The sequence below is a fragment of the Streptomyces sp. NPDC056222 genome (assembly GCF_042264065.1).
Lineage (GTDB): Bacteria > Actinomycetota > Actinomycetes > Streptomycetales > Streptomycetaceae > Streptomyces.
Genome location: NZ_JBHJTL010000145.1, coordinates 1 through 12688, shown reverse-complemented (window position 1 = coordinate 12688; position 12688 = coordinate 1). Strand labels below are relative to the sequence as shown.

At 71.9% G+C, this 12688-nt stretch carries 12 protein-coding genes; 9 read left to right on the top strand and 3 right to left on the bottom strand.

The genetic code is table 11. The features are described 5' to 3' along the window. The first annotated feature begins 151 nt into the window (after positions 1 to 151). Together ACFC0D_RS36500 and ACFC0D_RS36495 are read left to right on the top strand one after the other, a co-directional pair. Entirely contained in the window at positions 152 to 292 is a 141-nt protein-coding gene (locus ACFC0D_RS36500) for an SPW_0924 family protein (RefSeq protein WP_329121831.1), read from the top strand. A gap of 13 nt (positions 293 to 305) precedes the next feature. Further along, positions 306 to 1268, top strand: a complete 963-nt coding sequence (locus ACFC0D_RS36495) for a DUF3068 domain-containing protein (RefSeq protein WP_376445852.1) — start codon at positions 306 to 308, stop codon at positions 1266 to 1268. Here ACFC0D_RS36495 and ACFC0D_RS36490 read toward each other — a convergent pair. Both ACFC0D_RS36490 and ACFC0D_RS36485 read right to left on the bottom strand, forming a co-directional pair. Further along, positions 1252 to 3981 (bottom strand): ATP-dependent RNA helicase, encoded by a 2730-nt coding sequence (locus ACFC0D_RS36490; RefSeq protein WP_376445849.1) that lies wholly within the window; start codon positions 3979 to 3981, stop codon positions 1252 to 1254. The genes ACFC0D_RS36495 and ACFC0D_RS36490 overlap by 17 nt on opposite strands. 107 nt (positions 3982 to 4088) lie before the next feature. Next, positions 4089 to 4916 carry a class I SAM-dependent methyltransferase gene (locus ACFC0D_RS36485; RefSeq protein WP_376445846.1) on the bottom strand — a complete coding sequence of 276 codons (828 nt, stop codon included), beginning with the start codon at positions 4914 to 4916 and terminating at the stop codon, positions 4089 to 4091. Positions 4917 to 5261: 345 nt separating this feature from the next. Here ACFC0D_RS36485 and rpsA point away from each other — a divergent pair, with 345 nt between their 5' ends. The 4 genes from rpsA to ACFC0D_RS36465 all read left to right on the top strand — a co-directional run bounded on the left by rpsA (position 5262) and on the right by ACFC0D_RS36465 (position 9077). Beyond that, positions 5262 to 6764, top strand: coding sequence for a 30S ribosomal protein S1 (rpsA, locus tag ACFC0D_RS36480; protein ID WP_019885395.1), 1503 nt, complete (start codon positions 5262 to 5264; stop codon positions 6762 to 6764). A 202-nt stretch (positions 6765 to 6966) separates the two neighbouring features. Continuing rightward, positions 6967 to 7905, top strand: a complete 939-nt coding sequence (locus ACFC0D_RS36475) for a PAC2 family protein (protein WP_376445843.1) — start codon at positions 6967 to 6969, stop codon at positions 7903 to 7905. A gap of 44 nt (positions 7906 to 7949) precedes the next feature. After that, complete coding sequence (coaE, locus tag ACFC0D_RS36470; RefSeq protein ID WP_376445840.1) at positions 7950 to 8558, top strand: dephospho-CoA kinase; 609 nt, start codon at positions 7950 to 7952, stop codon at positions 8556 to 8558. A gap of 150 nt (positions 8559 to 8708) precedes the next feature. Then, complete coding sequence (locus ACFC0D_RS36465; RefSeq protein WP_376445837.1) at positions 8709 to 9077, top strand: tetratricopeptide repeat protein; 369 nt, start codon at positions 8709 to 8711, stop codon at positions 9075 to 9077. 29 nt (positions 9078 to 9106) lie between these two features. Here the strand turns inward: ACFC0D_RS36465 and ACFC0D_RS36460 are convergent, their stop codons facing one another. Then, positions 9107 to 9379 (bottom strand): DUF6343 family protein, encoded by a 273-nt coding sequence (locus ACFC0D_RS36460; protein WP_376445834.1) that lies wholly within the window; start codon positions 9377 to 9379, stop codon positions 9107 to 9109. 131 nt (positions 9380 to 9510) lie between these two features. On the opposite strand from ACFC0D_RS36460, the gene ACFC0D_RS36455 reads away from it, so the two are divergent. From ACFC0D_RS36455 to ACFC0D_RS36445, 3 genes are all read left to right on the top strand, one after another. Further along, the gene (locus tag ACFC0D_RS36455) at positions 9511 to 10206 is read left to right on the top strand and encodes a class I SAM-dependent methyltransferase (protein ID WP_376445831.1); all 696 of its coding nucleotides are present in this window, start codon (positions 9511 to 9513) and stop codon (positions 10204 to 10206) included. Positions 10207 to 10218: 12 nt separating this feature from the next. Beyond that, positions 10219 to 11100, top strand: a complete 882-nt coding sequence (locus tag ACFC0D_RS36450; protein WP_376445828.1) for a helix-turn-helix domain-containing protein — start codon at positions 10219 to 10221, stop codon at positions 11098 to 11100. A gap of 105 nt (positions 11101 to 11205) precedes the next feature. Further along, positions 11206 to 12603, top strand: a complete 1398-nt coding sequence (locus tag ACFC0D_RS36445) for an alpha/beta hydrolase (protein WP_376445825.1) — start codon at positions 11206 to 11208, stop codon at positions 12601 to 12603. Positions 12604 to 12688 lie beyond the last annotated feature (85 nt).

Genomic DNA, 12688 nt, shown 5'->3' with positions numbered 1-12688 from the left:
CAGATCCCGCACGACCCTGCCGCCCCTCCGTCCGCCCGGACGGAGGGGCGGCGCTCTGTGTTCTGAGTGCAACGTGTTCTCATCTCGCGGCCGCGTTGCTACGGTGCCCCAGCCCTGACGCCGCATCAGATCGAGCACCGGGAGGCCGACCATGCGCGCCCTCGTAGCCGCCGCCATCGGGCTGGTCCCAGTCCTCCTCGTCATCCTCCTCGTCTCGGTGGTGGACCTCCCGCCCGACGGACCCACCTCGCCCCAGCCCCTCCTCACCGCCGACCCCGGCCCCAAGAAGTAGGAGGAGCCACTCCATGCGCCGCCGAGCCAGCCTCGTCCTGCTCTCCTTCGCGGTGTTCTTCGCCGCGATGGCCCCCACCCTGCGGTGGTACGTCTTCCCCCGCGTGGTGAAGATCCCGCCGAACCAGTACCAAGAGATCGTCCTGGAGTCGAAGCCCGCCACCCTCGTCGACTACTCGACCCTCACGGCCAAGGAGGTCGAGAAGCTCACGATCATCCAGACCCTCAAGGGCAACGTGGAGGAGTCGAAGAGGATCGAGCGCGACGCCGGCCGCGACGTCGTCGTATGGGACGCCCTCACCTACATCACCGGCCCCGACGGCAAGATGGTCTCCCAGATCCCGGAGCGCTACATCTTCGACGCCCACACCCAGGATCCGGTCAACGCCACCGGCGCGATGGTCGACGGCGACGCCGTCCGGCGCGAGGGCATCGAGTTCAAGTGGCCCTTCCTCACCGAGAAGCGGGACTACCAGTACTACGACGCCCGGTCCCGCACCACGGCCCCCATCCACTACAAGGGCACCCAGACCTTCCGCGGCATGGAGGTCTACTACTTCGAGCAGACCATCCCCTGGACCAAGGTCCCCATGCCCAAGACGATGCCCGTCAAGGGCATCACCCCGGAGATGATCGCCCAGTCGGGCATGACCATCTGGTACACCACCAAGCGGATGTTCTGGGTCGATCCCGTCACCGGAGCCCCCGTCAACGGCGAGGAGATCCACAAGGAGGAGCTCCGCAACGACAAGACCGCGTGGAAGGTCACCGCCTTCTCCGGCCATGTGAAGATGCGCGAGGACTACATCCGGTCGACCGTCGAACTCGTCAAGACCAACCGGACTGTCGTCCTTCTCGTCACCTCCTATCTGCCGTGGACCTTCGTTACCCTGTCTCTCGCCCTGCTCGCCCTCGCGCTCTGGCTGGAGGCCCGCGGCCGGCGACCCGCCCGGGCGCCCGCTACCTCTCCCTCCTGAGCCGCGCGCTGGTGTGCCGGGTCGGCTCCGCCGCTGCGGGGTCCTCCGGCCACGGGTGCTTGGGGTAGCGGCCGCGCAGCTCCGCCCGGACCGAGCGGTACCCCTCCCGCCAGAACGAGGCCAGATCGGCGGTGACGGCCGCCGGGCGGCCGGCGGGGGAGAGGAGATGGACCACGACCGGCGTCCCCGCGACCTTCGGCGTCTCGGCCAGGCCGAACATCTCCTGCAACTTCACCGCGAGGACCGGCTGTTCGCCGCTGTAGTCGACCCGTATCCGCGATCCGCTCGGGACCTCGATCCGCTCGGGCGCGAGCTCGCCGAGCCGGCCGGCCTCACCCGTCGCCCAGGGCAGCAGCCGCTGGAGCGCCTGTCCCGCGTCGATCCGGCCCAGATCGGCCCGTCGCCGCGCCCGTGACAACTCGGGCTCCAGCCACGCCTCGGCCCGGTCGAGCAGCGACTCCTCCGTCACCTCCGGCCAGGGCTCACCCAGGACCCGGTGCAGAAAGCCGAGCCGCTGCCTCAGCTCCTCGGACTCCCGGCTCCACCGCAGCAGCCCGAGCCCCTCCCGCCGCAACCCGTCGAGCAGGGCCGACCGTACGAGCTCAGGATCGGCTCCGTCCCTGAGGGGACGCGCGGCGAGCTCGACGGCGCCCAGCCGGGACACGGACCGGGCGACCACGTCCCCTTCCTCCCAGTGGACCTCCTCGCCGGCCCGGAGCAGGTGCCCGGCGGCGGCCCGCGCCACGCCCTCGTCCACCACGGCCGCCAGCCGCACCCGGGCCGTGGCGCTCCGCACCGGCCGGTCCGCCACGGCCACGGCCAGCCAGGGGGCGCTGCGGAGCCTCGAGGCCTCGGCGAGCTCGGCGCCCGTCCCCGACACCATCAGGAACCCGCCGCCCTCCCGGGCCCTGGCCACCCGCTCGGGAAACGCCAGCGCCGTCACCAGCCCGGCCACCGCGTCGTCGCCCCCGCCCGCCACCGGCCGGGCACCCCCGCCCGCCACGGGCCGGGCGCCCCCGGAACCACCCGGCCGCGACGAGGAGCCGGCAGGATCCGTGCTGCCCGTCCCGCCGCGCGCGCCGTGGCCCCCGAGCCCACCGGGCGACACGGACCCGGCCGGCTCCGTCCCGGCCGCACGGGACCCGGCCCGCGCGCCGCCCCCGCCCCCGGGCCCACCGGCTCCCGCCTCGGTGGCCGACCGCTCCAGGCGGCGTGCCTCCGCCTTCCACCGCGCTCCGTACGCGTCACCGCCCCGCCGCGCCGCACGCCACGCGGCCGCCAGATCGTCGCCGTACTCCCGGGGCGGCTCCTCGCTGAGCAGCGCCACCACCTCTGCCGCCCGCCGGACGCCCACCTCGGGCGCGCCGTCCAGGAGGGCCCTCGCCAGCCGGGGGTGCACGCCCAGCCGCGACATCCTCAGACCCCGCTCCGTGGCCCTGCCCTCGTCGTCCACCGCCCCGGCGGCCGTCAGCGCGGCACGGGCCGCCGTCATCGCACCCGCCGGCGGGGCGTCAAGGAGTGCGAGCCCTGCCGCCGTGGGATCGCCCCAGCACGCCGTCCGCAGGGCGAACGAGGCCAGGTCCGCGATCTCGATCTCCGGGGAGGGGAAGCGTGCTCGCCGTCCGTCGTCCGCCTCCGCCCAGCAGCGGTACACCATGCCGAAGCCCTCCCGGCCGGAGCGGCCCGAGCGCTGTGTCGCACCCGCGATCGACACCGGAACCGTCGCCAGCGACCCGAGGCCCCGGGCGTGGTCCATCCGCGGCTCCCGCGCCAGACCCGAGTCCACGACGATCCGCACCCCCGGCACGGTGAGGCTCGACTCCGCCACGGAGGTCGCGAGGATCACCCGCCGCCGCCCACCGGGCTCCGCCCCGCGCAGCACCGTGTCCTGCACCGCCGCCGGGGCCCGGCCGTGCAGCTGGAGCACGTCGGCGTCGAGGTCCGCCAGCATCGCCGCCGTGCGCGCGATCTCTCCCGTGCCGGGAAGGAAGCAGAGGACGTCGCCCTCGTGGCGCTCGCAGGCGAGCCGGACCGTCGCCGCCACATGGCGCAGAAGGGCTGGATCCACCCAGGTGCCGTGCGCCGGCCGGATCCCGGCGGGCGGTGCGGCGAAGAGGACGCGGTATCCGTGCCCCTCTCCCTTTCCCCACACGATCGGCGCCGGACCGGTGCCGTCCAGGACCGTCAGGAGCTGGGCCCACGCCTCGGCGTCGCTGGTGGCCGAGGCGGCGATCAGCTTCAGCTCGGGCCGCAGCGTGGCGCGCACGTCCACCAGGAACGCCATCGCCGTGTCCGCGTCCAGATGGCGTTCGTGGCACTCGTCGAGCAGCACCACGTCCACACCCGCCAGCTCCGGATCGCGCTGGAGCCGCTGGAGGAGGACACCCGTCGTCACCACCTCGACGCGGGTCGCGGGCCCGGCCCTGCGCTCGCCGCGCACCGAGAAGCCGACGGCCTCGCCGACCTCCTGGCCCAGCAGCCACGCCATCCGCCGGGCCGCCGCCCGCACCGCCATCCGGCGCGGCTCGGCCACCAGCACCCTCCGCCGCGGCCCGTCCCCTATAAGACCCGCGAGCGCGAGGGGCACCAAGGTGGTCTTGCCGGTGCCGGGAGGCGCGTACAGCACCGCCGTGCCGCGCTCCTCGAGTGCGGTGAGCAGCTCGGGGACGGCATGGCGGACGGGAAGACGGTCGAGTGCGTCGTGTCGGATCACGCACTCAGTTTCGTACGTCCTCGCCGACGCCGTGCCCGGCTGTCCACAGGCCCCGTCCTCTCATATGACAAGTGGGGCTCGCGGGGTCGCTGGGGCGCTTGCGCCCGTCAGTCCCTCTCGCACACGAAGATCGCCGTGCCCGGGATCAGATTCCCCCGCAGCGGGGACCAGCCGCCCCACTCCTGGTTGTTCCACGCCGGCCACTCCGGCTCCACGAGATCCACCAGCCGGAAACCGCCGGCCACCACGTCGCGTACCCGATCGCCGATCGTGCGGTGGTGTTCCACGTAGACGGCGCGCCCCTGCTCGTCCTGCTCCACATAGGGAGTGCGGTCGAAATAGGAGGAGGCGACGGACAGCCCTTCCGGGCCGGGCTCGTCCGGGAACGCCCAGCGGATCGGATGCGTCACCGAGAAGACCCACCGGCCGCCCGGCCGCAGCACCCGGCGCACCTCGCGGAACACCTTCACCGGATCGGCCACGAACGGCACCGCGCCGTACGCCGAGCACGCGAGGTCGAAGGAGCCGTCGAGGAAGGGAAGCGCTCCCGCGTCCGCCTCGACCAGGGGAACGTCCTCCCCGATCCGCAGCGCGTGCTGGAGCTGTCGGTGGGAGAGGTCGAGCGCCACCGGACGCGCCCCCTGTGCCGCCAGCCAGCGCGAGCACTGCGCGGCTCCCGCGCCGATCTCCAGGACGTCCAGCCCTTTCAGCGCGCCGGCCGGTCCGAGCAGTCCGGCGTCGGCCTCGTCGAGACCCTCGGGACCCCAGACGAACCGGTCGTCCCCGAGGAACGCTCCGTGGTCGTTCTGGTACTCGTCCGCGTTCCGGTCCCACCATCCGCGACTCGCCCGGCTGCTCTCCGCATCGTCGGCGTCACGCCGGGTCGCCTCCGGCTCCTCGTCGACTCCGTCTTCCTGTTCGTACTCTTGGTTCATCTCGCCCGTCGATGTAGTTTGCGCTCAGCGCGGCTGCGCTACCCCCGGCCGGGTGGCCTGGGGGGACATGAGTTGTGCCGGTTATGCGGCGATCCGCCCCGGGTGCGCGCTTCGCGCATTGACCCTGTCGGGCTGCCCCCGTATGCTAAAGGTTGCGCTGCGGGCCTGCGCGCCTCAGACGGAGCAGGCCGCGCTCGCACGGTTGTATGTCCCCTCGGTTCTCGAGGCGCCCCACCGTTCAGTCGGGAAGGCGCTTCATTGGCTGTCCGGCTTCTTCGGTGCGATACGGGCTCTCGGCGTAGCAGTACCTACGACTTTCTGTCCGTAACCGGAGCCCTTTCCCACATGACGAGCAGCACCGAGACCACCGCCACCACCCCGCAGGTTGCGGTCAACGACATCGGTAACGAGGAAGCCTTCCTCGCCGCGATCGACGAGACGATCAAGTACTTCAACGACGGCGACATCGTCGACGGCGTCATCGTGAAGGTCGACCGGGACGAGGTCCTGCTCGACATCGGTTACAAGACCGAAGGTGTCATCCCGAGCCGCGAGCTCTCGATCAAGCACGACGTCGACCCGAACGAGGTCGTCAAGGTCGGCGACGAGATCGAGGCCCTGGTTCTCCAGAAGGAGGACAAGGAAGGCCGCCTGATCCTCTCGAAGAAGCGTGCCCAGTACGAGCGCGCCTGGGGCACCATCGAGAAGATCAAGGAAGAGGACGGCATCGTCACCGGTACCGTCATCGAGGTCGTCAAGGGTGGTCTCATCCTCGACATCGGCCTCCGCGGCTTCCTCCCGGCCTCCCTGGTCGAGATGCGTCGCGTCCGCGACCTCCAGCCCTACGTGGGCAAGGAGCTCGAGGCGAAGATCATCGAGCTGGACAAGAACCGCAACAACGTGGTCCTGTCCCGCCGTGCCTGGCTGGAGCAGACCCAGTCCGAGGTTCGCCAGACCTTCCTCACGACCCTCCAGAAGGGTCAGGTCCGCTCCGGCGTCGTGTCCTCGATCGTCAACTTCGGTGCCTTCGTGGACCTGGGTGGCGTCGACGGCCTGGTGCACGTCTCCGAGCTGTCCTGGAAGCACATCGACCACCCGTCCGAGGTTGTCGAGGTCGGCCAGGAGGTCACCGTCGAGGTTCTCGACGTGGACATGGACCGCGAGCGTGTCTCCCTGTCGCTGAAGGCGACGCAGGAGGACCCGTGGCAGCAGTTCGCCCGCACGCACCAGATCGGTCAGGTCGTCCCGGGCAAGGTCACCAAGCTGGTTCCGTTCGGTGCGTTCGTCCGCGTGGACGAGGGCATCGAGGGTCTGGTCCACATCTCCGAGCTGGCCGAGCGCCACGTGGAGATCCCGGAGCAGGTCGTCCAGGTCAACGACGAGATCTTCGTCAAGGTCATCGACATCGACCTCGAGCGTCGCCGGATCTCGCTGTCCCTGAAGCAGGCCAACGAGTCCTTCGGTGCCGACCCGGCGTCGGTCGAGTTCGACCCGACCCTGTACGGCATGGCCGCGTCCTACGACGACCAGGGCAACTACATCTACCCCGAGGGCTTCGACCCCGAGACCAACGACTGGCTCGAGGGCTACGAGACCCAGCGCGAGGCCTGGGAGACCCAGTACGCCGAGGCGCAGCAGCGCTTCGAGCAGCACCAGGCTCAGGTCATCAAGTCCCGCGAGGCCGACGAGGCCGCCGCTGCCGAGGGTGGCGCCGCCGCTCCGGCCGGTGCCCCGGCGGGCGTCTCGGGTGGTTCGTACTCCTCGGAGTCGGACGACAACTCCGGCGCCCTGGCGTCGGACGAGGCCCTGGCTGCCCTGCGCGAGAAGCTGGCCGGCGGCCAGAGCTGAATCGGCTCTGCTGCTAGGCACTAGCTAGCCAACGATCGAGGCCCGCTCCCCTTCGGGGGAGCGGGCCTCAGTCGTTCCCGGGTCCGTCTCGTCCCGCGCGCGTGCCCGCCCGCTGACACTCCGTTCACGAAACCCGGTGCCGGGGGAATGACCGTGCGTCGCAGGGCGTTCTTTTCTACGAACGCGAGGAGGAGCGGTAATCGTGCTTGATCCCCAGGATTTGTACGAATGGGACCAGAAGGGCCTGGCCGTCGTGGACATGGCCCTGGCGCAGGAGTCGGCCGGGTTGGTCATGCTGTACCACTTCGACGGCTACATCGACGCGGGTGAGACCGGCGACCAGATCGTCGAACGACTGCTGGACACGCTGCCGCATCAGGTCGTGGCCCGCTTCGACCACGACCGGCTCGTCGACTACCGCGCCCGTCGGCCGCTGCTCACCTTCCGCCGGGACCGCTGGACGGCGTACGAGACGCCCTCCATCGACGTCCGGCTCGTCCAGGACGCCACCGGCGCGCCCTTCCTGCTGCTCTCCGGCCCCGAGCCGGACGTGGAGTGGGAGCGCTTCTCGACCGCCGTCCGCCAGATCGTCGAGCGGCTCGGCGTGCGTCTGTCCGTGAACTTCCACGGCATCCCCATGGGGGTACCGCACACCCGCCCCGTCGGCCTCACCCCGCACGGCAGCCGTACGGACCTCATGCCCGGCCACCGCAGCCCCTTCGACGAGGCCCAGGTGCCCGGCAGCGCCGAGTCGCTCGTCGAGTTCCGGCTCACGGAGTCCGGACACGACACGCTCGGTGTCGCGGCCCATGTCCCGCACTACGTCGCCCGCTCGTCCTACCCGGACGCCGCACTGACCGCCCTGGAGGCCATCACGGCCGCCACCGGGCTCGTGCTGCCCGGTGTCGCGCACGCGCTGCGCACGGAGGCCCGACGGACCCAGACCGAGATCGAGCGCCAGATCGGCGAGGGCGACGAGGAGCTGACGGCCCTGGTCCAGGGCCTTGAGCACCAGTACGACGCGGCGGCCGGCGCCGAGACCCGGGGCAGCCTGGTCGCGGAGCCCGTGGACCTGCCGTCCGCGGACGAGCTGGGTCGCGAGTTCGAGCGCTTCCTCGCGGAGCGGGAAGGCGACGCATAGCCCCGGAGGGCCGGGGGAGGCCCAGGGGCCCTAAGCTGCCGCTCATGCTGAAGGTGGGCCTGACCGGCGGTATCGGCGCCGGCAAGAGTGAAGTGTCGCGGCTGCTCGTCTCGTACGGGGCCGTACTGATCGACGCCGACAAGATCGCTCGCGAGGTCGTCGAGCCCGGGACGCCCGGGCTCGCGGCCGTCGTGGAGGCGTTCGGGCCGGAGATCCTGACCGCCGAGGGCACCCTGGACCGGCCGAAGCTCGGTTCGATCGTCTTCGCCGACGCCGACCGGCTCGCCACCCTGAACGCCATCGTCCATCCCCTCGTCGGTGCCCGCTCCGCCGAGCTGGAGAGGGCCGCGGGGCCGGACGACGTCGTCGTCCACGACGTGCCCCTCCTCACCGAGAACCGCCTCGCCCCGCTCTACGACCTGGTCGTCGTCGTGGACGCCTCCCCCGAGACCCAGCTCGACCGACTGGTACGGCTGCGCGGAATGGCCGAGTCCGAGGCGCGGGCCCGGATGGCCGCCCAGGCCACACGCGAGGAGCGGCGGGCGGTCGGGGACCTCGTCATCGACAACGACGGGCCGCTGGAGGCGCTGGAACCGCAGGTGCGGAAGGTCTGGACGGAGCTGACGCAGCGGGCGGCCGACAAGGGGCTGTAGGGAAATCCGGGGAAGCTCCGGGGTGCGCGCCGATCACCCACGCGCCCGGATGGGTAGGGATCGCGGAGGCGGTGGCCGGATCGTGTTCCGGTACGGAATACCGCTGCCGCAAGCGATGTTGAACCGCCGGAGCAAGGGAAGGATGCCACCGTGGCCGAGAGGAACCCGGAAACCCACGTCATCGACTTCCGCGCCGCCGAGCAGCTGCTGGCCGCGCGGGATCCGCGCGGTGCCGTGAAGCTGCTCGACTCGGTGATCGCCGCCCATCCCGAGAACACCGCGGCACGACTGCTGCGTGCCCGGGCCTTCTTCGCCGCGGCACAGCTGCGGCCGGCGGAGCTCGAGTTCGAACTCGTCCTGGAGCGCGAGCCGGACAACGCCTTCGCGCACTTCGCGCTGGCCCGCACCTTCCAGCGCTCCGGCCGCCCGGACCAGGCGACGCGGCACTTCCGGCTGGCGGCCGCGCTCGACCCCAAGCCCGAGTACCTCCAGGCGGCCCGCTTCGGCACCGAGGACTGACCCCGCCCGGGCGGGCGGGTGCCCGCGCGTCAGTGGCGGCCCGTGCCGCCGTGATCGGGTTCGTACGGCGGGATGTCCCGCCCCGGCTGCCAGTGCGGACCCTGGCGGATGTGGCGCAGCACCATCGACATGTCGACCGCGGCCACCAGGAACAGCACCCCGCAGGCCGCCGCCCACCCCGGCCTGCCGACCAGGGCGAACACCGTCGTGCCGAAGGCGGCCCAGAGCAGACCCCACAGACTCAGCCAGAACCGCATCCGAAGGGCACTGCGTGCGGTCCTGGGCTCACTCCCCGTACGCATCACGGTCGCCTCTCCCAGCAGGAACTCCCGAGGCCCTACTGAAGGTCTACCCCCGAAGCGGAGGGGTGAACGGGCCCGGCCCCGGGAACGGCCGCAGGACCCCCGTCGTTCTCCGGGGCATGAGCGGACGGATGCGTGAGGGACACCAAGGGACAGGGCCCGGAGCCATCACCCCGGACGGATGCGCGGTCGAGGTCTACCTGCGCCTGGGGGTCGGCAACGAGCCCGAGGTGATCGAGGCCGCCGTGCCGACCGGCGCCACGCTGCTCGAACTGGGCTGCGGGGCCGGTCGGGTGACGGGGCCTCTGGTCGAACGGGGCTTCGCCGTCACGGCGGTGGACGAGTCGGCCGAGATGCTCGAAGCGGCCCGGGAACGGGTGCCCGGTGCGGAGACGGTGCTGAGCCCGATCGAATCGCTGCGGCTGGACCGCCGGTTCGACGTGGTGATGCTCGCCTCGTACCTGGTGCACACGGCCGAACACCGCACCAGGCAGGCCTTTCTGGAGACCTGCAGACGGCATGTCCGGGTCGACGGCCACGTCCTGATCCAGCGCGAGGGCGAGCGCTGGCACCTGGAGGTACCGCGGGAGCGCGAGGACCCGGGCGGCTGCACGGTACGGATCGTGTCGGCGGACCCGGTCGGCGACGGCGTCAACTCGGTCGTCGCCGAATACCTCTTCCCGGATCTGCGCTGGACCCAGACCTTCCTCGCGCGGCCCCTGAGCAAGGAGGACTTCGAGCGGTGTCTGGGTGAGGCGGGGCTCGAGGTGGACGCGTACCTGACGGACGACGGCACATGGGTCAGGGCTCGTCCGAAGTCCGGCTGAGCGGGGGCGGCGATGGACCAGGAAGTCCACGGCATCGACGGGTTGCTCCGCGACGAGACCGTACGCGAACGGCGCGGAGCGCTCTGCCGACGGATCGAGACCGCCGGTATCACCGTCCACGACATTCTCTGCTGCGAGGACCGGACGGCATTCGTCGGCCCCGGGTACGAAGACCGGCACACCGTGGTCCTCACCCGTTCCGGCGGGTATCTGCGCAGGATCTCGGGCGAGGAGTTCTTCGTCGACCCCACCGGCGGCTATCTGACCCGCCCCGGCGACGAACACCGGGTGGCCCATCCGGTGGGCCCCGGAGACCGCTCCACGGACATCCGTATCGGTGAGCAGCTCTTCGCGGACCGCTTCGACGGCCGTCCCGGCACCCGAAGGTTCACCGTCTCCGGCGCCACCGACCTGCACCACCGCGCCCTCCTGGCCGCGGCCCGGCGCGGCGCCGACCCCTTCGAACTGGCGGAACGGCTTCACCGGTTACTGGACCTGATCGCCGCCTCCGCCGGCCATTGGCGCACCGACACCACCGCTCGCCCCTCCACCGCGCGCGTGCACGGCGATCTCGTCCGCGACACCTGTGCCGCCCTCGCCACCGGCACCCCGGCGCTCCGGCTCTCCCTCGAGGACCTGGCCCGTGTCGTCGGCGTCTCCCCGCACCATCTGAGCCGCGTCTTCCACGCGGTCACCGGAACGACCCTCACGCGCTACCGCAACCAACTCCGCGTCCGGGGCGTCCTGCACGCCCTGGAGGAGGGCGAGGACAGCCTGCGGACGCTCTCGTACGCCTACGGCTTCGCCGACCAGGCGCATCTGACCCGGATGTGCCGCAGCCACACGGGCCAGGTGCCCAGCGCCGTACGGAGCCTTCTCACGGATCGAGCATGAATCTTCAACGCCCCTGGAAGGCGGGGCCCGCAGGATGGCCGTGGCCGGAATCCCGGCCGGTGCCGCGACACGGCGGCACCACGGTTTCTCAGCGGGGGAACGACGATGACGTTACTGGCCAGAGCCGGCATGACCATGGCGGCCGTCCTGACGGCCGCCGCGTGCGTGGGCTCCGCCCCGGGCAGCGCCGCCGGTGCCGAACCCGCGGCCGCATCGGCCGCGGGCGCACCCGGTCTCACCGGCCACCGGCCCTGCCCCGGGCAGCCCGATGTGACCTGTGCCGACCTCACCGTGCCCCTGGACCGCGGCGGGGCCGTACCCGGCACTCTGAAGCTCCGGACCGCTGTTCTCGGCAAGGCCGACGCACCGCGCGGGACGCTTCTCTTCCTCACCGGCGGCCCCGGCCAACCGGGCGTCCCCTTCGTCGCGAGGATCCGCTCCCGCCTCCCCGAGGTGCTCGCCGAGTACCGGCTGGTCATGATCGACCAGCGGGGGACCGGCGAGGCGGCCATCGACTGCCCCGCGCTCCAGAAGGAGGTCGGCGGCAGCGACACCGTCGCCCCCACGCGCGGAGCCGTCACCGCCTGCGCCGACAGCCTCGGCCGGAACCGGAACTTCTACACCACCGCCGACACCGTGGCCGACCTGGAGGATCTGCGCCGAGCGCTGCGCGTGCCGGCCTGGACGGTCGACGGAGTGTCGTACGGGACGTTCACCGGTGCCCAGTACGCCCTCACCCACCCCGACCGCGTACGCCGGCTCGTCCTGGACTCCGTCGTTCCGCTCGACGGTGGTGGAGTGCTGTACGAGGACTCGCTCGGTCACTCTGCACAGGTGCTCCGCACCGCCTGCCGTGAACAGCGGTGCGGCTTCGACCCGGCGCGTGACCTGGCGACGGTGGTGCGCCGCGACGGCAACGGAGTCGGCGTCTTCAACCTGCTGGTCATCGCCAGCATCATCGACCCGAAGCTCGAGGACCCGCGCTTCGGCATTCTGAACGCCCTCCACGCCTCCGCGGGCGGCGACCGCGCGCGGCTCGACGCGCTCGTCGCCGGCTTCTCCGAACCGTCCGGGGAGACCCCGGCCGACTTCAGCTCCGGTCTCCACGCCGCCACGCTCTGCGCGGACTCGCGCTGGCCCTGGGGCGACGCAGCCGCACCCGTCGCGGGCCGGGAGCGCGCTCTGAAGCGGGCCGTGCACAGGATCAGGCCGGCCGACGTCTGGCCGTTCCAACGGGAGACCGCGGGCGGCCAGGGCATTCCGCAGACCTGTCTTCCCTGGCCGGCCTCCCGCCCCAACCGGGCGGCGCCAGGACGGACGCCGACCATGCCGGTCCTGCTCCTGGCGGGGGACCGGGACCTGTCCACGCCGGTGAAGTGGGCCCGCGAGGTGGCCGCGGTGACTCCCCGGGCCGAACTGGTCGTCCTCGAAGGCGCCGGTCACTCCACACAGGTCCGCAGCGACGCGGGAGCACGGGCGGCCACGGAGTTCCTGCTCCGGTAGGGCCGTGGAGACCCGTCGGGGACCGTTCGGACCCGTCGGGCCCCGCGAACGACGGCGCGCCACGCCCGGGACGGGGGTCCGGGCG